Annotated in this window: 20 protein-coding genes and 1 pseudogene; 15 read left to right on the top strand and 6 right to left on the bottom strand. The window is 35.1% G+C overall.

Annotated features, from left to right (window positions below):
• A pseudogene (locus SAGCYANO_RS06060) lies at positions 1-303 on the top strand (5'-3' exonuclease H3TH domain-containing protein); the annotation flags it as partial.
• A gap of 191 nt (positions 304-494) precedes the next feature.
• Here SAGCYANO_RS06060 and SAGCYANO_RS50020 read toward each other — a convergent pair.
• From SAGCYANO_RS50020 to SAGCYANO_RS06045, 5 genes are all read right to left on the bottom strand, one after another.
• Complete coding sequence (locus tag SAGCYANO_RS50020) at positions 495-716, bottom strand: zinc ribbon domain-containing protein (protein ID WP_202219050.1); 222 nt, start codon at positions 714-716, stop codon at positions 495-497.
• A 105-nt stretch (positions 717-821) separates the two neighbouring features.
• Positions 822-1,172, bottom strand: coding sequence for an RNA-guided endonuclease InsQ/TnpB family protein (locus SAGCYANO_RS50015; RefSeq protein ID WP_375339869.1), 351 nt, complete (start codon positions 1,170-1,172; stop codon positions 822-824).
• Entirely contained in the window at positions 1,135-1,284 is a 150-nt protein-coding gene (locus SAGCYANO_RS50010) for a hypothetical protein (RefSeq protein WP_375339870.1), read from the bottom strand. The genes SAGCYANO_RS50015 and SAGCYANO_RS50010 overlap by 38 nt, the downstream gene beginning before the upstream one ends.
• Positions 1,285-1,327: 43 nt before the next feature.
• Complete coding sequence (locus tag SAGCYANO_RS50005) at positions 1,328-1,534, bottom strand: hypothetical protein (RefSeq protein WP_375339882.1); 207 nt, start codon at positions 1,532-1,534, stop codon at positions 1,328-1,330.
• Positions 1,535-1,896: 362 nt separating this feature from the next.
• A complete protein-coding gene (locus SAGCYANO_RS06045; protein WP_375339881.1) occupies positions 1,897-2,160 on the bottom strand; it encodes a helix-turn-helix domain-containing protein in 264 nt (87 codons plus the stop codon).
• A gap of 207 nt (positions 2,161-2,367) precedes the next feature.
• On the opposite strand from SAGCYANO_RS06045, the gene SAGCYANO_RS06040 reads away from it, so the two are divergent.
• The 14 genes from SAGCYANO_RS06040 to SAGCYANO_RS47340 all read left to right on the top strand — a co-directional run bounded on the left by SAGCYANO_RS06040 (position 2,368) and on the right by SAGCYANO_RS47340 (position 21,542).
• Positions 2,368-2,565: a hypothetical protein gene (locus tag SAGCYANO_RS06040; protein ID WP_202219249.1), complete on the top strand. Its 198-nt coding sequence runs from the start codon at positions 2,368-2,370 to the stop codon at positions 2,563-2,565.
• 155 nt (positions 2,566-2,720) lie between these two features.
• Positions 2,721-5,861, top strand: coding sequence for a DNA polymerase I (locus tag SAGCYANO_RS06035; protein ID WP_202219248.1), 3,141 nt, complete (start codon positions 2,721-2,723; stop codon positions 5,859-5,861).
• Positions 5,862-6,886: 1,025 nt separating this feature from the next.
• On the top strand, positions 6,887-7,408 hold the full coding sequence (locus SAGCYANO_RS06030) for a hypothetical protein (protein ID WP_202219247.1): 522 nt from the start codon (positions 6,887-6,889) through the stop codon (positions 7,406-7,408).
• 319 nt (positions 7,409-7,727) lie between these two features.
• On the top strand, positions 7,728-8,807 hold the full coding sequence (locus SAGCYANO_RS06025) for an RNA-guided endonuclease InsQ/TnpB family protein (RefSeq protein ID WP_375339880.1): 1,080 nt from the start codon (positions 7,728-7,730) through the stop codon (positions 8,805-8,807).
• The gene (locus SAGCYANO_RS50000; protein ID WP_375339879.1) at positions 8,795-8,986 is read left to right on the top strand and encodes a zinc ribbon domain-containing protein; all 192 of its coding nucleotides are present in this window, start codon (positions 8,795-8,797) and stop codon (positions 8,984-8,986) included. The genes SAGCYANO_RS06025 and SAGCYANO_RS50000 overlap by 13 nt, the downstream gene beginning before the upstream one ends.
• A 129-nt stretch (positions 8,987-9,115) precedes the next feature.
• The gene (locus tag SAGCYANO_RS06020; protein ID WP_202219246.1) at positions 9,116-10,840 is read left to right on the top strand and encodes an ATP-binding protein; all 1,725 of its coding nucleotides are present in this window, start codon (positions 9,116-9,118) and stop codon (positions 10,838-10,840) included.
• Between the two features lie 1,605 nt (positions 10,841-12,445).
• The gene (locus SAGCYANO_RS06015; RefSeq protein ID WP_202219245.1) at positions 12,446-14,761 is read left to right on the top strand and encodes a HAMP domain-containing sensor histidine kinase; all 2,316 of its coding nucleotides are present in this window, start codon (positions 12,446-12,448) and stop codon (positions 14,759-14,761) included.
• Positions 14,762-15,296: 535 nt separating this feature from the next.
• Positions 15,297-17,909 carry an ATP-dependent chaperone ClpB gene (gene clpB / locus SAGCYANO_RS06010; RefSeq protein WP_202219244.1) on the top strand — a complete coding sequence of 871 codons (2,613 nt, stop codon included), beginning with the start codon at positions 15,297-15,299 and terminating at the stop codon, positions 17,907-17,909.
• Between the two features lie 233 nt (positions 17,910-18,142).
• Positions 18,143-18,415: a hypothetical protein gene (locus SAGCYANO_RS06005; RefSeq protein WP_202219243.1), complete on the top strand. Its 273-nt coding sequence runs from the start codon at positions 18,143-18,145 to the stop codon at positions 18,413-18,415.
• A gap of 359 nt (positions 18,416-18,774) precedes the next feature.
• The gene (locus tag SAGCYANO_RS06000; protein WP_202219242.1) at positions 18,775-19,011 is read left to right on the top strand and encodes a hypothetical protein; all 237 of its coding nucleotides are present in this window, start codon (positions 18,775-18,777) and stop codon (positions 19,009-19,011) included.
• 195 nt (positions 19,012-19,206) lie between these two features.
• On the top strand, positions 19,207-19,440 hold the full coding sequence (locus tag SAGCYANO_RS05995; protein ID WP_202219250.1) for a hypothetical protein: 234 nt from the start codon (positions 19,207-19,209) through the stop codon (positions 19,438-19,440).
• 47 nt (positions 19,441-19,487) lie between these two features.
• Entirely contained in the window at positions 19,488-19,778 is a 291-nt protein-coding gene (locus SAGCYANO_RS05990; RefSeq protein ID WP_202219241.1) for a hypothetical protein, read from the top strand.
• A 568-nt stretch (positions 19,779-20,346) separates the two neighbouring features.
• Positions 20,347-20,943 (top strand): DNA cytosine methyltransferase, encoded by a 597-nt coding sequence (locus SAGCYANO_RS47345; protein WP_255502470.1) that lies wholly within the window; start codon positions 20,347-20,349, stop codon positions 20,941-20,943.
• Positions 20,940-21,542 carry a DNA cytosine methyltransferase gene (locus tag SAGCYANO_RS47340; protein WP_255502469.1) on the top strand — a complete coding sequence of 201 codons (603 nt, stop codon included), beginning with the start codon at positions 20,940-20,942 and terminating at the stop codon, positions 21,540-21,542. The genes SAGCYANO_RS47345 and SAGCYANO_RS47340 overlap by 4 nt, the downstream gene beginning before the upstream one ends.
• Before the next feature lie 618 nt (positions 21,543-22,160).
• Here SAGCYANO_RS47340 and SAGCYANO_RS05975 read toward each other — a convergent pair.
• Positions 22,161-22,580 (bottom strand): FHA domain-containing protein, encoded by a 420-nt coding sequence (locus tag SAGCYANO_RS05975; RefSeq protein ID WP_202219239.1) that lies wholly within the window; start codon positions 22,578-22,580, stop codon positions 22,161-22,163.
• Between the last annotated feature and the right edge of the window lie 121 nt (positions 22,581-22,701).

Here is a 22,701-nt window from a genome sequence, read left to right as displayed (position 1 = left end):
GCTGGTTTTCGGGTCAAAATTCTTTCGGGCGACCAAGATTTATTTCAATTAATAGATGTGGAAAAAGGTATTAGTGTTTTACATTTAGCAGCAGGTAAAGGTAGCACTCCTAAAGAGTTTGGTCCTGAAGAAGTTAAGGAAAAATTGGGTATTTTACCGAATCAAGTTGTTGATTATAAAGCTCTTTGTGGAGATGCTTCTGATAATATTTCTGGTGTTAGGGGTATTGGGAAAAAGACAGCAGTTAAGTTGTTGAATGAATATGGTTCTTTAGCAGAAATTTATAGTTCTCTGATTGACATCCTCCCGACGCTGCACTTGCGTGACAGCAGGGGATTCCCTAGCATCACTGTTAGAGACTTTCTGTTTCAATGCACCCGCCTTTCCTACGGAATGCTCCGCAAACGGTGATTTACTCTCCTCGGGTCTAAAAGCGCGCTCCACAGACTGACACTGCTCCTCCCGCAGCCTTCTTGGTGGGCGTTCCCTTGCGTCTAGCCTCCTCCGGAGGAGCTAAAGCTAACGCCGACGCGGGTTCCCATCCGCAAAATATTTATACTTGCATTGATGTCCCGGTCATGGTGACTACCACATTCAGGACAATCCCACTCTCTAATATTTAGAGGTAATTTTTCCACTACATAACCACAATTAGAACAACGTTTTGTTAGCGTTTGCGAAGCATTCCGATAGGAAAGCTCCTCTGAAAGAGGCACTAGGAAAATATCTATCAATCTTGATTAATTCCCGTCCATACCATTCTGCTTTGTATTCTAATTGTCTAAGTAATTCTCCCCAGTTGGCATCTGATATAGCTCTTGCTAATTTGTGGTCTCTTGGTGCGCGTTCCGCAAGCGAGCTGGCGTCGTCGCGGGGTCGCACCGCTTTTTGACCATGTTCTTAACTGCCAAATCCTCAACTACTATCGTTTGGTTTTCTCTAATTAGTTGGGTTGTCAGTTTGTGAGTATAGTCAAATCTTGAATCTTTAATCTTGGCGTGTGTCCTAGCTACCTTTAGCCTAGCCTTTTGATAGTTATTAGATCCCTTGGTTTTTCTCGATAGAGACTTTTGAGTTAATCTCAGCTTTTTGTGTAATTTGTTTATATTCTTTGGGTTAGCAATTTTTTCTCCATTACTGGTAGTAACTAAACTGGTAATTCCGCGCGTCAATACCTATTTGTTTCTGGACTGGCTTAAGTTTTAAATCTCTGGTATCATTGACTCTCAAAGATATAGACCATCTACTACTGGGGTCAAGTTTCACTGTTATTGTTGTTGGCACACAGTCTTGCGGTAGTTGTCTACTCCATCTAATAGGTAACGGTTCAGAGCCCGATCGCTAAATAGACTTGACCATCTTTCCACTTAAATGCCGACTTCGTAAATTCAGCACTACCACCCCATACGTTTTTTCTTAAAGTTGGGATATTTAGTCCGTCCACTAAAAAGTTAGTGAAGGCTTTGACATCTCCAGGGGTTGAAACACCCTGGATTCTGTGGTTAGTCCACCCCCATTTGGGATAAATCCACATTTGCTTAAAGCCTGTCAACAGACTCCTGAACTCCTCGGCATAGACAGAAATCTAGCTGTGAGTTTACTTTTTTTTATTAGCTTTCACGAGTGGTTTTACTCGCACTGGTTGGAGCAATCTTCTCGCTGCTCTAGCTGCCTACTTGCTTTTCGGTGCCGAATGCGGAGCTAACAGCCGTCGTAGGAAGTTAATTCCCCGTCTCCTGTCCACCGGAATTTCACCGCAAAGCGCGGTCATGTCATGGCGACAAACCTTGTTCCTTATTCCTCTATTATACCAGACTTTTACTCCGCTTTATTACCCGCGTGTCGTTATTCAACCAGCCGTTAAAACGGGCGCTGCGTACTTCCTCCCGACGCTTTTTAGGTTTGTAGATGTCTCAATCCTTGCTGCAATGGTACACTGCTTACTTTAGTAAGAAAATCTAAATCTTCCTGCTTTTTCCATAAAGTAAGCATAGCTGAAGTTTGCTTGTAACTTACTCGCTCTTTGTTCTCATACCAGGCAGTAGTTCTAGCTGCTAAAGCTTTGTTGTAGTGACCACGCACACAACCCAATGTCCTACGCAACAGACTTTCCTGCTCTGGAGTTGGGTAAAATCTAAATTTGTACGCTTTTTCCACCATCTACTGACTAATTTTCAACATTTACATTCTAACAGATTATTTGTAAAACCGCAACATTGATTGGTTTTTCCTCCGGAATGCTACGCAAACATGCCCTAGCTCCCCTACGGGAGAGCGCGGGTCAAGGGCCAACGTTAAGATAAAATTAAAGGAGCAAATCAGAAAAAACTTGAAGAGGGAAAAACTGAGGCAGAACATTGTCAGTTTATGGCAAGAATTGAGGTAAATGTTCCAATAGATATTGAGGTGGAAGATTTGCAGCTCAAAAAAATTTCTCGCTCAGAAATTGAGCCTGCTTTGCAAAAGTTTGAGTTACAATTTTTCTTAAATCAAATCCATCATTTAGAACAACAGTTTAGTGGGTTGGCAGGGATTAAGTCTTTGTCAGAAGAGTCAGAAAGTTAGGAAAAAGAAATAAATTTCCATATCCATAAACTTCACAACTATAGAAATAAGTTTTTAACAATAAAAGCATTCAAATAAGGTAATTTAGATTTTTCTTATTAGCTAGTATAAACTACCCGCTAAAATAGAGAGATATCTCAAAATATCAATATCAAATGTCTACAAACTTTTCCACTGCCGTTTTAATTGACGGCCATTCTCTAGCCTTTCGTTCCTACTATGCTTTTGGTAAAAGTCGTAGTGGAGGCTTAAAAACTTCTACGGGCATTCCCACCAGTGTTTGTTTTGGTTTTCTGAAGTCTTTGTTGGAAGTTATGGAGACTCAAAAGCCAGAATATTTAGCGATCGCTTTTGATTTAGGACAACCTACATTTCGCCATGAAGCTGACAAAAATTATAAAGCAAATAGACAAGAAGCACCTGACGATTTAATTGTTGATGTGGAAAATTTGCAAGACATTCTTAAAGCTTTTAATATATCTATAATTACTGTTGCTGGTTATGAAGCGGATGATGTATTAGGAGCTTTAGCGCAAAAAGCTAGTGCTGCTGGTTTTCGGGTCAAAATTCTTTCGGGCGACCAAGATTTATTTCAATTAATAGATGTGGAAAAAGGTATTAGTGTTTTACATTTAGCGGCAGGTAAAGGTAGTACTCCTCAAGAGTTTGGTCCTGAAGAAGTTAAGGAAAAATTGGGTATTTTACCGACTCAAGTTGTTGATTATAAGGCTCTTTGTGGAGATGCTTCTGATAATATTTCTGGTGTTAGGGGTATTGGGAAAAAAACGGCTGTTAAGTTGTTGAATGAATATGGTTCTTTAGCAGGAATTTATAGTTCTCTACCTCAAATTAAAGGAGCAAATCAGAAAAAACTTGAAGAGGGAAAAGCTGAGGCAGAACATTCTCAGTTTATGGCAAGAATTGAGGTAAATGTTCCAATAGATATTGAGATAGAAGATTTGCAGCTCAAAAAAATCTCTCGCTCAGAAATTGAGCCTGTTTTGCAAAAGTTTGAATTACAACATTTCTTAAATCAAATCCATCATTTAGAACAACAGTTTGGTGGAGTGGCGGGAATTGAAGTTTTGCCAGAAGAGTCGGAAAATAAACCACAAGAAAAATCAGATAATATTTTGGTTGAGGAGGAGAGTGATGATTGGTTTTTTAGTGCAGAAGATACAAAGGCAGCTCAACAACAAACTACAACAAAATCAGAAATTAAACCTCAAATTATTGATACTCCAGAAAAGTTAAAGGAGTTAGTAAATATTTTAAAAGAACAGACAAATTATGAGACTCCCGTGGCTTGGGATACGGAAACTACATCTTTAGAACCGCGAGATGCAGAGTTGGTTGGTATTGGTTGTTGTTGGGGAAGAAATATAGAAGATATTGCTTATATTCCCACCGGACATAAAGTAGGAAAAAATCTAGATAAGGGAAAAGTATTAGAGGCTTTAAAGCCAATTTTAGAAAGTTCTGATTATCCAAAAGTATTTCAAAATGCCAAATTTGATAGATTGGTTTTTCGCTGTCAAGGAATTAAATTAGCTGGGGTTGTTTTTGACACAATGTTGGCAAGTTATGTATTAAATCCTGGAGCAAAACATAGTCTGGAAGAAATATATATTAGATATCTGAGAACTGCTGGAATAAATTTAAAAAGTTATGATGATGTGGTCTCTAGAAATCAAACTATTGCTGACTTAGATATTCTGAAAGTTACTCACTATTGTGGCGCTCAAGTTTTTGTAACGTTTCAGTTAGTAGAAAAATTAAGAGCTGAATTAGAAAAAGCCGATGAAAATAAACCTCCTGAGAAATCTTTGTACAAATTATTAGTAGATGTAGAACAGCCATTAGAATCTGTTTTAGCAGAAATGGAATATTTGGGAATTAGGATAGATATTGAATATCTCAATAAATTCTCAGTTCAACTGAAAAAAGATTTAGAAGCTATTGAAAAAAGAGCTTTTGAAACTGTAGATAGTCGAATTTTACAGGAATATCTCAAAACAGAAATTCAAAATATAGAGACTGACTCATTCACTAATCAACAAGAATTAAAAAAAGCAATATCTAGCCCCATACTAAAAGCTTATGTTACCAAATTACCAAAAGAGCAAAGACAGAACTCAGAAGAAATTGAAAATCAAATCGAACGAGCAGAAACCAGCGATTTTTTAAACCTAAACTCACCATCTCAATTAAGCGAACTACTATTTAATATACTCAATCAAAATCAGAAAAAATCTCGAAAAATTAAGACTGGTTATTCTACAGATGTAGTTGTCTTAGAAAAATTACAAGAAGAAAGTCAACATCATCCCATCATTGATGAAATATTAAATCACCGAACCTTATACAAACTATTTTCTACCTATGTCGAAGCCATACCAAAATTAGTTCGTACAGATACTCAGAGAGTTCATACAAATTTCAATCAAACTCAAACAGATACAGGACGTTTATCTTCCTCCGAACCAAACTTACAAAATATCCCCATTGGTACAGAATTTTCTCGGCAAATTCGTCAAGCATTTATCCCCAAAAATGATTGGTTATTAGTCGCCGCAGATTATTCACAAATTGAATTAAGAATATTAGCTCACTTGAGTCAAGAACCAGTATTAATAGAAGCTTATCAAAATAATCAAGACGTACATACTGTAACAGCAAAACTATTATTTGAAAAAACAGAAATTACATCAGATGAACGTCGTGTCGGTAAAACAATAAACTTTGGCGTAATTTATGGCATGGGGGCGCAAAAATTAGCAAGGTCTGTCGGAATAAGCGTCAAAGAAAGTAAACAATTTCTAGACAGATATAAACAACAATATTCTCAAGTATTTGAGTATTTAGGGAAGTTAAAAAAACAAGCGATCGCTCAAGGTTATGTAGAAACAATATTAGGTCGTCGGCGTTATTTTGAATTTGAATCTAAAACTCTCCGAGATTTAAAAGGTACAGAACCAAAAGAAATTAACCTAGATGAATTCAAACGTTTAAGTCAAAATGATGCTCAACTTTTAAGAGCAGCAGCTAACTCACCTATTCAAGGTTCAAGCGCAGATATTATTAAAATTGCCATGATAAAATTCCATGAAATATTGGCAAATTATCAAGCAAAATTATTATTACAAGTCCATGATGAATTAGTATTTGAAATTCCATCATTAGAGTGGCAAGAGTTGGAACAGGTAATTAAATCTACAATGGAAAAAGCCATAGATTTAAAAGTACCACTAATAGTAGATATTCATGCTGGAAAAAATTGGATGGAGACCAAGTAATATCATTTCTCAAAAACTTATATTTTCTTGAGTGGGGGAGTGGGGGAACTCAACAATTAATAATTAATAATTAATAATTAATAATTAACAATTACCTCGTAAACAGAATAGACATCTCCAAAAAAATAAAAAAATAAAATCAATAATTATTATCACTAAATTATCAATTATTTCTCTCTGTTTTCTGTTCTCTGTTCCCTGTTCCCTACCCCCTACTCTCTACTCCCTAAATTATCAATTATTCCTCCCTATTCCCTGTTCCCTATTCCCTATATAATAATTAATACGCTTCTAGTGGACTGTGCATTAGATTTGTCATTGCGAACGAATGTAAAGAAATCTCAGGCCAACTTCCTATTGCACCATTTAAGATGAAACAGTCCAGTAGCAATATTTTATGAAATTGGTATTAATTACTTGATAGTTAAAGTGCTACCTAAGAGACTGTTTGTTAAAGCAATAGACATATCTCAAAAAATCCAATCAATTATTATCCCTAAATTATCAATTATTGCTCCCTGTTTCCTATTTCCTTTTCCCTATCTAATGATTGATTTTAAGCAATAGACATATCTCAAAAAATCCAATCAATTATTATCCCTAAATTATCAATTATTGCTCCCTGTTTCCTATTTCCTTTTCCCTATCTAATGATTAATTTTAAGCAATAGAAATCTCCCCAAAAATCCAATCAATTATTATCCCTAAATTATCAATTATTTCTCCCTGTTTCCTATTCCCTGTTCCCTGTTCCCTATAATCAGTTATTAAGTAATTAACTTATGTCGAATAACCTTTTTGCTACTTTCAGGTAAGTTAATGTTAATTATTCTTATGTTTAATTCTCCCCACTCCCCCACTCCCCCACTCCCCTACTCCCCTACTCAAGAAAATATAGAAAAGTTTTTGAGAAATGGTATTCCCTGTTCCCTGTTCCCTATTCCCTATAAAAGATTTTTATTGTGCAAGATATATGCTAAACTCCTGACTGTAGTAAACTTAAAAATCTTTATTTGAGTAAATCAATGGATACCAAAAAATTAGTTTTAGGTGGAATTGGTTTGGTATTAGGCAGTGCAATGGTTGCAACTGCTGCCAGTGTAGAACTTAGTGTTGAACAAGAACAAGTAATATGTAAGCTGAAAGAGACAGTAGAACAACAAGAAAAAGCTGGTAACAAACTGGTATTCTGGCCACTTATTGGAAAAGTTAAAGAAAGAGTAGAAGTTCCTTTTACAGCCAAATTATCTTCTGATACGTCCTATACGATTCTAGGAGTATGTGATGATAATTGTAATGACTTAAATTTAACCCTTAAGAATCAACAGGGCGAAAAGATAGCCAATGATGAAAAACAGGATGGGATACCAGTAATCTCTTTTACTCCCACAGAAAACAGCGATTATCGAATTACTGCACGACCAGATAAATGTTCAACTGAACTATGTGAATTTGGCATGGTTTTATTTGTTCCTGAAAGTGTTGATTTAGACGTGGCCTCTGAATTACCAGATGATTTATATCTATTTAAGTTTTGCCAACAGTAAGTAATAAATTAGTAACAGTAATTAAGTTAAGTTAATATTCTCAAAATTTTTCAGAAAAATAAATAGTTATACTAAGAATTAATATTTTTTGTTTGACCAATACTCGTACAGTGAAAAATGCAATAAAATTACTCAGTAAATGTGAAGTGTATTGCAAATGCTTATATTTCCTGCTCTGGTGTTCCATACTCCCTAAAAACTCAAATTGTACCTATCCGAACGAGAAAGTCTATATACTTTTCTAATTACAACTTAGTCATTTATATCATTTTCAAAATATTGATAAATTTAGAGTTAGTAACCCCGGAAATTTTCCACCATGCGCACTGCCTACCAATATAAATTAAGACCCAACAAAGAGCAAATAGCCACCATAGAAACGTGGTTAGAATTATTGCGTCGGCAGTACAACTATAGGTTGGGTGAAAGATTCTCATGGTGGTCGGAAAACCGTTGTCCAGTTAACGCCTGCCCCTTAGTAACGCCAATTCCTCAACTCAGAGATAATCCAAATTATTACTCTCAAAAAAAAGATTTAGTCAATACCAAAGACAAATTTCCGGAATACAAGCTAATTCACTCTCAGGTCCTGCAGGATTGCATAAAACGGGTAAAACTTGCCTTTGATAGATGGTTGAAAACAGACAAAAAAGGACGAAAATTAGGAAAACCAAGATTTAAAGGAAAAGGGCGTTATCGCAGTTTTACTTATCCTCAAATCAAGCAAGACTGCATAGAAGAAAATCAAATTAATTTGCCAAAAATAGGCAACATCAAGTTGATTAAACATCGACCGCTACCTGATAGTTTTCAAATTAAAACAGCGACAATTAGTCGTAAAGCAGATGGTTATTATGTAACTTTATCCCTAGAAGACAAATTAGTTCCAGCTTTAACAACTAAAGTGGAACCTAAATTAAAAAACACCCTGGGAATTGATATGGGGCTAAAGGAATTCTTAGTAACAAGTGAAGGAGAATCTATCCCCATCCCTCAATACTACCGCTCTTATCAGCAGCGACTAAAGATTCAAAAGAAACGTTTATCTCGTAAAAAGAAAGGTAGTAAAAGATGGTTAAAAGCTGTTAAAGCTGTAGCCAAACAACATAAAAAGGCGGATGCGACCCCGCGACGACGACAGCTCGCTTGCGGAATGCTGACCAAGAGAGGGAACGCGCACCAAGCAGTTGCTGATAAACGTAAAGACTTTCATTTCAAAACAGCCAATGAATTGTTATTAAAAGCCGAAGTTATCGCCCAGACGCGGAGCGGCGTGCCGGAGGCAAACTTAAATATCAAAGGGCTAGCAAAGACTCGTTTAAGTAAATCAATTAACGATGCGATTTGGGGGACAATTCCTGTCTATTTTAACTGTCAAAGCCGGAAATGCTGGAGGTGAAGACTATAGGAGTAAATCCCAAAAATACCAGCCAAAATTGCTCAAATTGTGGTGAAAAAGTCGATAAAGAATTAAACATACGAACTCATTCTTGCCCGTACTGCGGCATAGTAATAGACCGCGACTTAAATGCCGCGATAAATATCAAAAATAGGGCGGTAGGGCCCAGACGTCTTTAAAGCACGCGCTTGCCCGATGCAATGGCAGGGCTACGAAACGAGAGAGCTTACACTATAGTGCCAGCTTAGTGTGGGAGTATGTCACAATAAAATATACTGTATGATTATGGCCAAGGAATACCAGTGCAGATGTCTTTAACTTCTACATCAGAAAAACAGTCTACAATCCGAGAGAAAACCGGATCGAAAAATCTGTCTAGTAGCATAGGAATCAGAAAGAAAATAAGTTTTGGCTATATATTAGCGATCGCCGTTGCTACTTTAGGAGTACTGACAGGGCGAATATTTGAGTTGAATTATAAACATCAAATTAGAGAACAAATAGAGCAGGCCCAAGCACAGGTAAATTTACTCACGAAACTCACAACAAAAGCATTGAAGGTGAATATAATTCAAAAAGAGCGGCCAAAATTAGTTAATGACCGGAAAGTTTTAGAAGCAAAAATATCCCAAGAATTATCAAGTATTTATGAGATTAATACTATTTTCAAGCAACTTCAATTAATACCAAAAGTCGAAGATAAAAGTCTGCATAAAAAATACTATGTTCCGCTTCAAGAATTTATCGATAATTATTTTAACCCTGTAGCAGTCTATATTCAAAAATTAGAAAATTTAGTTCAAGAAATTAAACAAATTCCTCCTGAAAAACAAGTAGAAACTGCTCCTGAAACAACAGAAGTAGAGAGTTTATCATCAAGATCACTTAGTCAAATTACTAATAGTGAAGTAGTAATAAAACTAGAAAAATTATCACAAGATTCAGAAAAGTTAACTACATTATTTAATCAAAGAGTAGAACAAGGATTTAGAGATTATCAAAAAGCAGAAGCATTAGGAATTAAAATATTAATAGGTAGCCTACTACTATCGATAATTATTGCAGTAATAATGGCTATTTATACCAGCAGTTCCATCGTGATTCCCCTTAAAGATATCATCAAAGTTGCCCAACAAGTGACAGAAGAAGCTAACTTTGAGCTACAACTTCCTGTCACTACAGAAGATGAAATAGGACAATTAACCTTATCTCTCAATGAATTAATTGGTAAGGTGGCAAAATACACTGAACAACTCCAGGAAGCTAAACTGAGAGCAGAAGCAGCAAACCGTTCTAAAAGTGCTTTTTTAGCCACCATGAGTCATGAACTTCGTACACCTTTAAATGCTATTATTGGATATAGTGAAATTCTTCATGAAGAAGCTGAAGAAGAAGGATATGAAGACTTTATGCCGGATCTAGATAGAATTAAGATTGCAGGTAAACACCTTCTAGAAATGATTAGTGATATCTTAGACATTTCCAAAATTGAAGCAGGTCAAGTAACACTTTATTTAGAAAGTATTGAAGTTGAACAGTTAGTTAAAGATGTAGTTGGTACAGCAAAAAATCTCACAGAAAAAAACCGTAATAGCTTCAAATTACTGTTAGGAGAAAATTTAGGTACAATGTATGCTGATATGCCAAAAGTCAGACAAGTACTGATAAATTTATTGGGTAATGCAGCTAAGTTTACACAAGATGGTTTGATTACTTTGAGTGTGGAAAGAGTAAGTAAGAAGGTGAAAAGTTCTCAAAATCAAAACTTACAGTCGTTTAATAATTCAAATAATTACATAGTTTTTCGGGTGTCTGATACTGGTATTGGCATGACAGAAGACCAGTTAAAGCATATATTTAAACCTTTTACTCAAGCAGATGCTTCTACGACTCGTCGATATGGTGGTACTGGTTTAGGGTTGGCAATATGTCAACGTTTGTGTGAAAGGATGGGGGCAAGAATTTATGTTAAAAGTAAATCAGAGCAAGGTTCTACATTTACTGTTTGGTTTCCAGAAAGAGTAATCATCTAAGCTTTAGAATTTAGAATTTAGAATTTAGAATTTAGAATTTAGAATTTAGAATTTAGAATTTAGAATTTAGAATTTAGAATTTAGAATTTAGAATTTCCTCAGTCATGCTCCGCAAACAGAATTCAGGAGTTACTAACTAGGATAAACAAAGGATTTGAATAACATGAATTTTGAAATTCGTAACTCAGAATTTAGAATTTAGAATTTAGAATTTAGAATTTCCTAGGTCATGCTCCGCAAACAGAATTCAGGAGTTACTAACTAGGATAAACAAAGAATTTGAAGAGCATGAATTTTGAAATTCGTAACTCAGAATTTAGAATTTAGAATTTAGAATTTAGAATTTCCTAGGTCATGCTCCGCAAACAGAATTCAGGAGTTACTAACTAGGATAAACAAAGAATTTGAAGAGCATGAATTTTGAAATTCGTAACTCAGAATTTAGAATTTAGAATTTAGAATTTAGAATTTCCTAGGTCATGCTCCGCAAACAGAATTCAGGAGTTACTAACTAGGATAAACAAAGAATTTGAAGAGCATGAATTTTTAAATTCGTAACTCAGAATTTAGAATTTAGAATTTAGAATTTAGAATTTAGAATTTCCTCAGTCATGCTCCGCAAACAGAATTCAGGAGTTACTAACTAGGATAAACAAAGGATTTGAATAGCATGAATTTTTAAATTTGTATTCAATAGAACATCTCCAGAAAATAGGGAACAGGGAATAGGGAGCAGGGAACAGTTAATATTAACAAGTAGTTCAAACAATTCAAAATACAAAATACAAAATACAAAATTATCAAATCATACCCAGAATTAGCAACGCCTATAATCTTTATAATTACACTTATTAAACACATTCTTTTTCAAAATAGTATTAGACATCTCCAGAAAAGAAGGAACAGGGAAAAGGGAATAGGGAGCAGGGAGAAATAATTAATAATTTATGGATAAGAATTGATTTAATTTTGGATTTTTGGAGATGTCTATTAATTAACGAAGTCAGAAGTCAGAAGTCAGAAGTTAACCCACCCTAACCCCTCCCAGGAGGGGAAGTGGGTAGGGAAGTTGCATGGAACGTCCGTAAAGAGAAAATTTGGGAAGCGATCGCTAAGACACAGCATTTTAGCAAAATCTCCCAACAATAAATTGAAACCAAACACTTAATCAAAACTTGATTAGAACAAACTGGAGAAATTATCAAGATTTATATAAAATAATACGAGCAAATATTCATGTAGAAAGTACGTCAGAAAAAATTGTCAAATTACTATTTTGTTTCCAGAAATAGTAATGAATTAAATACCATTTAATTCAAAAAATCTAGGAAAAAACAATCAGTTAAATTTAATCAAAATAAAGCAATGTGCGCTGGCATATTTACAAATTAAGAAGGTGTCCAATAGATAAAAGTCTTATATCATAAGCTTTTTATTCCCCTCTATTGCCTGTTGCCTATTGCCTGTTGCCTGGGCGTAGCGTTATAACACCCAAGGGTGAATACCCTATAATATAAAACGGTTTTTTCTACTAAAATTTCTGCAAAACTACAATTTAATTTTAAATAAATTAAAGAAAAATATATTAAAGAAAAACGAAAAAATATGCAACTAAATAATCCTAACCAATTTACAGAAAAAACTTGGGAAGCTATATCCCGTACCTCTGAAATTGCTAAAACTTCCCAAAATCAACAAATTGAAACCGAACACTTAATGAAAGCTTTGTTAGAACAAAATGGACTCGCAACAAGTCTATTTAACAAAGCAGGGGTTTCAACTGCCAAAGTACAAGAATATACAGATACCTTTATTAACCGTCAACCCAAAGTTAAAAATACACCCAACAATATCTACTTAGGCCGCAGTCTCGACACCTTATCAGACAATGCCGAAAAAAATCGTCAAAAATATAAAGACGAATATATCTCCGTCGAACATTTCATACTTGCTTATCTCAAAGACGACCGCTTTGGCAAAAATCTCTATCAAGAATTTCAATTAGATGAAACAAAGCTCAAAGAAATCATTTCTCAAGTTCGAGGTAACCAAAAAGTAACAGACAAAAATCCCGAAGACAAATACAAAGCTTTGGAAAAAGACCATCGTGATGAATTAGCAAAATATTTGGAACAACTCCAGGAAGCTAGACTTGAAGTAGAAAAAGCAAAATATTTTTCAAGTGTTTTTCCACACAACATGATTAGGACACTGCGTACACCCCTAAATGGAATTATTGGTTATAGCGATCTTCTGTATGAGGATGCTGTGGAAGTAGGAGATGAAGATTTTATCTCCGCTCTCGAAAGAATTAAGCTAGCAGGTACACACCTCCTAGAAATGAATTGGGATATCTTAGATATTTCTAAAATAGAAGCAGGTCAAGTTATACTTTATTTAGAAAGTCTTGAGGTTAATAAGCTAGTTGAAGATGTGGTTTGTACAGCCAAAAAATTCACTGCAAAAAACCGCAATAGCTTCAAATTAGTCTTAGGAGAAAACCTAGGTACAATGTATGCAGATATGACAAACGTGAAATGCGTACTTAGAAAAATACTGGATAATGCAGAGAATTTTACAAAAGATGGTTTAATTACACTCAGTGTAGAAAGAGTAAGTAATCAAAAACTAAGAAATAATCAAAATCAAAATGCTGAGTCATTGAGTAATGCACAAAATTACATAGTTTTTCAGGTCAGCGATACTGGTATTGGTATGACACAAGAACAGTTAAAAGATATATTTGAACCTTTAACTACCCATTGTAGCTATAGTAGTGGTTTAGGTTTAGGATTAGCAATATGCCAAGGTTTCTGTGAGATAATGGGGGCAAAAATTGATGTGGAAAGTGAATACGGAGAAGGTTCAAAATTCACTGTTTGGTTTCCAGAAAGAATGAATGAGACATTACGCTTTGGCAATAATGACCAAGACTTGAAACTTGATGAATTTAAACTTGAAAGAACTGTTTTCCAGGTTATAGGCAACCAAAAAGTAACAGACAAAAACCTAGAATGCAAGTATGAAACTTCTGAAATATATAGTCGAGAAGAATTAGCAAGATATATAAAACAATTCCAGGAAGCTACAATCAAAGCAAAAGCAGCAAAAGTTTCTATCTTCGCAAGACTTGGATTAATCAATGAATTTCGTACACCCCTAATAAATGCGATTATTAGAGAGGCTGAAATTCTTAATGAAAAAGCTTGTGAAATAGGAGATAATGATTTCACCATAGACCTAAAGGAACTTCTAGAACCGATAAATATTGGTGCTACATACCTCCTAAAAACCATTAGCGATTTTTCATATATTGCCCAAATAGAAACTGGTCAAATTACACTTGATTTAGAAAATATTGATGTTAATCAGCTAATTCAAGATGTGGTCGATCGAGTGAAGAATATTACAGAGAAAAACAAGAATACTTTCAAATTAATCTTAGGAGAAAATCTGGGTAATATGTATGCAGACCTGCCAAAAGTGAGAGAGGTACTGATGAATTTACTGGATGATGTAGCTACATCGACAAAAGGTGATGTAATTACATTCAGTGTAGAAAGAGTAAATAATCAGAAACTACAAGGTCATCAAAATCGAAATGTCGAGTCATTGAATAATGCACAAAATTACATAGTTTTTCAGGTCAGCAATACTGATATTGGTATTGGTATGACAGAAGAAAAGTTACAAGATATATTTAAACCTTATACTTATTATATCCTATCTGAACTATATAAACCTGGTTTTACTAGGACGTATGATTTTAGCTCTTCCTCAGATCGATTAAAAATATGTCAAGGTTTATGTGAGATGATGGGGGCAAAAATTAGTTTGGAACGTAAACATGAATCTGGAAAAGGATATACATTTACTGTTTGGTTTCCCGAAAGGTTTAAGAATTTAGAATTTAGAATTTAGAATTTAGAATTTAGAATTACCTCTCCTTGAAAAGAAGAGGATTGAGTAATTAGGGCTTGCTGATTAAATATAAAAGTATCTACAGATAAAGGTAAGTGCCTTTTTGGAGTCGAAAAAAGTGCCTGGTTTTCAGCTCTTCATGCTCAAAAAGCTAGTATTTTAGGCTCATAGTTGGGCAGAAAAATCAAAGGACAAAACGCCCGCTCCTACCTCCTCGCTCATTCCCATTTATCCTGTCTCCTGTCTCCTACCCTCACCCATAAGACTTTTTCAGCAAACCCTAATTATGAAAATTTTTATTTATTATTCCCTTAAAAGGGGAGGCTTTAAACCACAATATTTCGGCAATTATCTGACCAGTATTTGATTTAGTAAAAATGCTAGAGAAAAGAAAATAAGTTAAATTTAATCCAAGTTACACTGAAGGGTGAATACCCAATAAGAAAAACGGTTTTTTCTACTAAAATTTATTCAGAGCTACAAGTTACAATTAAAGAAAAACATATAGACAAAAAATCAAGAAAACCAAAAAATTATGCAACCAAATAATCCTAACCAATTTACAGAAAAAGCTTGGGAAGCAATATCCCGTACTCCTGACATTGCTAAAACTTCTCAAAATCAACAAATCGAAAGTGAACACTTAATTAAAGCTTTGTTAGAACAAAATGGACTAGCAACCAGTCTATTCAATAAAGCAGGTGTTTCAACTTCCAAAGTACAAGAATACACCGACACCTTTATTAACCGTCAACCAAAAGTCAAAAATACTCCCAATAATGTTTACTTAGGTCGCAGTCTGGATACTTTATTAGACAATGCCGAAAAATATCGCCAAGAATATGGAGACGAATATATCTCCATCGAACATTTGATACTTGCTTATCTCAAAGACGACCGCTTTGGTAAAAAGCTCTATCAAGAATTTAAACTAGATGAAGCTAAACTCAAAGAAACTATTTCCCAAGTTAGAGGCAACCAAAAAGTAACAGACAAAAACCCAGAAGGTAAATATGAAGCTCTAGAAAAATATGGTCGCGACCTCACAGAATTTGCTCGTGAAGGAAAACTTGACCCCGTTATTGGACGTGATGACGAAATTAGACGTACTATTCAAATACTCAGTCGTCGCACTAAAAACAACCCAGTATTAATAGGAGAACCCGGAGTCGGCAAAACAGCGATCGCCGAAGGTCTCGCACAACGTATTATTACTGGAGATGTTCCTCAGTCTCTCAAAGACCGCCAACTCATCGCCTTAGACATGGGTGCTTTAATTGCTGGTGCTAAATTTAGAGGCGAATTTGAAGAACGCTTGAAAGCTGTTCTTAAAGAAGTCACCGACTCCGACGGTAAAATCATCTTATTTATAGATGAAATTCACACAGTTGTTGGAGCAGGAGCAACTCAAGGAGCGATGGATGCAGGAAATTTACTCAAACCAATGTTAGCTAGAGGAGAACTCCGGTGTATTGGAGCAACAACTCTCGATGAGTATCGTAAATACATCGAAAAAGATGCTGCTTTAGAACGTCGTTTCCAACAAGTTTATGTAGACCAACCAAGTGTAGGAGATACCATCTCAATTTTACGAGGTCTCAAGGAACGCTATGAAGTACATCACGGTGTGAAAATATCCGATAGTTCCCTAGTCGCTGCTGCTACTCTATCTACTCGCTATATTAGCGATCGCTTCCTCCCAGACAAAGCGATAGACTTGGTGGACGAAGCGGCAGCTAAACTCAAAATGGAAATTACTTCCAAACCAGAGGAACTTGATGAAATTGACCGCAAAATTCTCCAACTAGAAATGGAAAAATTATCACTGCAAAAAGAAAGTGATGCTGCTTCTAAAGAAAGGTTGGAAAGACTAGAAAAAGATTTGGCTAATTTGAAAGAAGAGCAACACACCCTAACTGCTCAGTGGGAAGCAGAAAAAGGTATCATTGGTACAATTCAGACTCTCAAAGAAGAGATAGATAAAGTTAATATTGAGATTCAGCAAGCAGAGCGAAATTATGACCTTAACCGTGCTGCTGAGTTGAAGTACGGTAATTTGATTAATCTACAAAAACAAGTAGAGGAAGCAGAAACTAAACTTGAAGCAACTCAAACCAGCGGTCAAACTTTGTTACGGGAAGAGGTAACAGAAGCAGATATTGCTGAAATTATTTCTAAGTGGACTGGTATTCCCATGAGTAAGTTGGTGGAGTCAGAAAAAGAAAAACTGTTACACCTCGAATCAGAATTACATCAACGAGTTATTGGTCAGGATGAAGCAGTCACTGCTGTTTCTGATGCCATTCAGCGATCGCGCGCAGGTTTAGCAGACCCCAACCGTCCGGTAGCTAGTTTTATTTTCCTCGGTCCGACTGGTGTGGGTAAAACAGAATTAGGAAAAGCATTGGCAGCATATTTATTTGACACCGAAGATGCGATGGTGCGCATTGATATGTCTGAGTATATGGAGAAACATTCTGTGTCTCGTTTAATAGGGGCACCTCCTGGATATGTTGGTTATGATGAAGGAGGTCAGTTAACCGAAGCTATTCGTCGTCGCCCATACACGGTTATTTTGTTTGATGAAATTGAAAAAGCGCATCCAGATGTGTTTAATATTATGCTGCAAATTTTGGATGATGGACGAGTTACTGATGCTCAAGGTCACAAAGTTGACTTTAAGAATAGCGTGATTATTATGACGAGTAATATTGGTTCTCAGTTTATATTAGATGTCACCGATGACTATGAGCAAATACAGAGTCGAGTCATGGAAGCGTTGCGTGCTGCTTTCCGTCCGGAGTTTCTCAACCGTATTGATGAAACTATTATTTTCAAAGGGTTGCAGAAAGAGCAATTACGGGAAATTGTACAATTACAAATTGTACGTCTAGAGAAACGGTTAGCTGAACGAAAGATGTCACTGAAACTTGCTGATGCTGCTGTTGACTTTTTAGCAGAAGTTGGGTATGACCCTGTATATGGCGCTCGTCCATTAAAGCGGGCAATTCAGCGAGAGTTAGAAACGCAAATTGCTAAGGGTATTTTGCGTAGTGAGTTTAATGATGGTGACACTATTTTTGTGGATGTTGAAAATGAGCGACTTTCATTTCAGCGGTTGCCATCGGAGTTAGTGATGGCTAAGTGAAGTCAAAAGTCATGCATCGAGTGCTAATTGGCGAGGTTTCCTACGGGGCGTATAAAGTGCGGAAATGGTTCCGCACACAGCCCTCCAGAATGTAAGACGCACTCAAGACAGTTAAAAGTTAAAAGTTAGATTTTATAAGGTTAAAACAAAGTAGGGACGTTGCATATAATGTCCCTTACTTTCAACTATATAATAAGTATTCAACTGGATTTGATATGAGGAGGTAGCATGATGTGATTAGGGTCTATTTAGATACCAGTGTTTATAATCGTCTCTATGATGATAAAAATCAGGTAAGCATCTTTTTAGAAATGCAAGCTACAATTAGTATTTTGAATCTAATTGAAACGAAAGAAATCCAATCAATTAATTCATTTGTCCTAGAATATGAAAACCAAAAGCATCCTATACCAGAACAGCGAAATGTAGTTAATGAACATCTTAAAAAATCCAATTTTAAGCAACTGGTTAATGAATCAATTAAAAACAGAGCTTTTCAACTATAAATAGAAGGAATTAAACCAATTTATGCTCTTCATGTTGCTTGCGCGTGAAGCTTCAAACTGTGATTATTTTGTTACTTGTGATCAAGTTTACTTAATCGTTGTACATCTTTATCCATTCAAGCTATTAACGTAAGCATTCAGCCGTCAGCTATCAGCTATCAGCTATTGTTTTTAGTTTTAGATAAAAGCTTTACTAACTGAGTCAGAATTTATACTTACTACAAAAGCCAGCTTTAAAGTCTATATTTATTTAAATCCCCTCATGAGAGCTGAGAGCTGACAGCTAATAGCTGTTTGCGCAGCATTCCGCAGGAAATGCTTACCTATTAACCCCATTGATTTTATTAAGGAGTTAGAAAATGAAAGTTAATATTGATAATGATTATGAAATTGTTCAAGAAGTTTTTCAGATTTTGCTTGAACATTTAGAAACCTCTAAGGTGATGAGATTTTGGTCTATTTGCAAGTTTTGTCATGGTGATTATTTAAAATTAAAAGATAAATTATTTGCAGGAGAAACTGTTAATAGTTTGTATGAAAAAATCAAAGCTGTTCAAGATGAAAAAATAGCAAATGAGGAAGTTAATAATGGTTAAACTCTATCAAAGAGTCTCATTAAACAAAGACATTCCCGAACATAATTACAAAGGTGTAGATGATTTTTGAGTAAATTAACAGGCAACATAGATTCGTAGCAAACATTTATTAAACTAGAAATTTAAAAAATAAAAAATAAGATAAAAATAGTAAGTTTGTAAAGAGGATTTTTCGGTATTATTATGTTAGAAAAAATGCTTAATTTAGCTAAAAAACTGTCGCTTTCTGAACAAATTATTTTAATTGAAAAAATGATAGTTGAAGTCAAGAAAAATAAATCTTCTCAATATTCTTTAATGCCTATAGAAAGGTTACAGTCAGAATTTGCTAAAGATTTAGCGGAGGCAGGATATAAATCAAGAGAAGACATCTTGAACTTAGTACGAGAAGTGAAACAGGAAATTTCACAAGAACGCCATTTCAGTTAACAGTTATCAGTTAACAGTTATCAGTACCATCAGCTTAAGCTGGAGGCTTGAAATACGGACTTTTCTTTTTTTATATTTTTGAAATAGGTGGAGAAATAGTCGATAAAATTTGGCAAAATTTTCAAGTTTTTTATGTTCTAGTGGATGAAGACAAACTAGAAATAATTGAAAATTTAGGTAATATTCCTAGAGAGGATGCAGGAGTTTATTTAACTGCTAAAACAGGTAAAGCTCAATGTTTTGTGTCGGCAAACTATAAATTAGTTAAGGCTATTGTAGAAAAAACTAGAGAGTTTGACTGCCTAACTCCTGAAGCTTTTGTTAATAAATATATTTAAGTTATAACCCGCAAAAATCAAGAATTAAAGCCTAACGGTAAGGCAGTCGCTACATATAAAGTATAAATTATAGGATTTGTAGGTCGGGTTAAGGTAACGTTAGCGTAGCTTATCCACAGGATAAACCCAACACATTACAATAGAGTTGTCGCTGAATGGGAAACTAGACAAGAATTTCACCATGAATATGTAGATAGAGAAATCTTAGCCATGACAGGAGGAAGTATTCCTCATAATAATATTGCTCTTAATTTCTACCCCTCTCTATATCCCTTTTGAAAACTTCAGAGAATATAAACTAGGTATTTAAACCGAGTCATAATGAATTGCTTTAATACCAGTTTTTAGGTTGTAAATTCTCTGTTTTGTCAAAGGGAAATTTCCTACAAAATCTTTTTATCGCACTTATTATTTGTAACATTCTTTTTCAAATTGGTATAAATCTAGAGATATAATAGACATCTCCGATAATCAAAAATCAAATCAGTTATTGTGCATAAATCATCAATTATTGCCCCCTACTGCCTACTGCCTACTGCCTACTCCCTCTTTTCTAGAGAGATATAATATGCAACGACCAATAGGTATAGATTTATTTGCAGGTGCAGGAGGTATGACCCTTGGCTTTGAACAAGCAGGATTTGATATACTTGCTTCTGTAGAATTAGACCCCATTCACTGTGCCACTCATCAATTCAATTTTCCTTTTTGGCCAATATTATGTCGTAGTATAGTTGATATTACTGGAGATGATATTAGACAGTTACCAGATATTCAAAATAAAGAAATTGATGTAATTTTTGGTGGTCCTCCTTGCCAAGGTTTTTCTCTGATTGGAAAACGCACCTTAGATGACCCACGCAATACACTTATATCTCATTTCGTTCGATTAGTTTTAGAGTTAAAACCTAAATATTTTGTCATAGAAAATGTCAAAGGATTAACTGTAGGAAAACACAAATCTTTTCTTGAGGAAGTCATTGATAAATTCGATAAAAATGGTTATCAAATTCAGCAGCCTTACCAAATTTTAAATGCTGTCAATTATGGCATACCGCAAAATAGGGAAAGATTATTTTTAATAGGATGTCAAAAAGGTTTAAAACTACCAAATTATCCTCTACCAATTACAAATATTTCTACAGATAAAAATCAGAAAAATTGATAACTGTTAAGGATGCAATAGGAGACTTACCAGAAGTAGAAAATTATCCAGAATTATTAGAAAGAGATTGGATAAAAGTAGAAAATGATTATGGCAAACCAAGCAAATATGCTAGAAAATTGCGTAATCTTGAACGTTTTGATAATGATTATTCTTATAAACGTGAATATGATAAAACAATATTAACCTCTAGTTTACGCACAAAACATACAGAAAAATCAAGAGAAAGATTTAATGCTACAGCACCAGGAAAAACTGAATCAGTAAGCCACTTTTATAGACTTAATCCTGATGGTATTTGTAACACACTCAGAGCTGGAACACCAAGTAGTAAAGGTGCATATACTTCTCCAAGACCAATACATCCATTTACACCCAGATGTATCACAGTTAGAGAAGCAGCAAGATTACATTCATACCCTGATTGGTTTAGATTTCATGTCACAAAATGGCATGGTTTCAGACAAGTTGGTAATTCAGTTCCACCCCTATTAGCAAAAGCAGTAGCTCAAGAAATTATTCATGTTTTAAATATTAAACCATTTAAACCTAGAGGAAAAAAAAACCAAGTTAGAAAAATGGGAAAATTTAGAGTTTAATATGTCTATGGCTGCCAAAAAATATCAGGTAGATCGACATATTATTGCACCAAGAAGTAGGAAAAAAAATAATTAGGGTCTGCTGAAAAAGTCTTTTAACCCACCCCTAACCCCTCCCAACCCACCCCTAACCCCTCCCAGGAGGAGGAAGGTAGGAGACAACCCACCCCTAACCCCGACCGTGGAGGGGAGGGAGGAGACAGGAGAAATGGGAATTTTAGAGGAGATAGTCGGAAAAATTGTAAGAGTGATTTTTCTGCCATAATCGTCCCAAAATACTAGCTTTATGCAGCTCAAAAAGCTGAAAACAGGCGCACTTTTTTAGACCAAAAAATGCTTTAACCAATATCAGTCAATGCTTTGATATTTACTCAGCAAGCCCTAATTATATCATGTCCGTTTATATCGTTAGTGTAAACCCAAGGGTGAATATCTACAGGAAATAATGGTTTTTTTCTTGCGAGGGTAGCCTTAGGACCTCTTCCCTCTTTCTTCTTCCCTCTTCTTTCTTCCTTACCTTTGTTATACAAGACCGATGCTACCGGAAATGATACTATTAGGTATTTTCTACACAACTGTGTAGTGAACTTTTATAGTTAATAAACTAATCAAAATAAATTAATCAAAATCTGTTTGTGTCAAATCCTCATCCATATATTCATTCCGATCAAAAACATTAACTGTATCTATTTCTTTCCTAGATAACCCATCTATTTGCTTTGCAAACTTAGAAGCTAATTCCTTAGTATGAATTTGTAACTTTGGCCCGGAAATGCCTAACCGAATAATCATATTATCTACCACTGATGTCTGAATAATTGGCTCATCATCTACATAAATGCCATTAGCGCCAAAATTCATCATCATCCAACCAGATGAATTTTGCCATAATTCTGCATGATGGCGAGAAACTACTGCACTATAAATTATTACATCATTATCACTTGCTCTACCTATGTGAATTAATGATTTTGATTCAAAACTCCAATGTTGAATTGGAACTAATTGGGTGGGATGTAATAAAGCTAAAGTAATCACTTAATACTAATTTATTTGACTATAGTGACATACTCCCACACGCTCGCTGACGCTATAGTGTGGGCTTCTCGTTTGATAGCCCCGGTACTCCGTCGGGCTCCACGAGCTTTAAGGACGGAAT

The organism is Okeania sp. KiyG1, assembly GCF_014132355.1.
Taxonomy (GTDB): Bacteria; Cyanobacteriota; Cyanobacteriia; order Cyanobacteriales; family Microcoleaceae; genus Okeania.
This window is presented reverse-complemented; position numbering and strand designations above follow the sequence as displayed.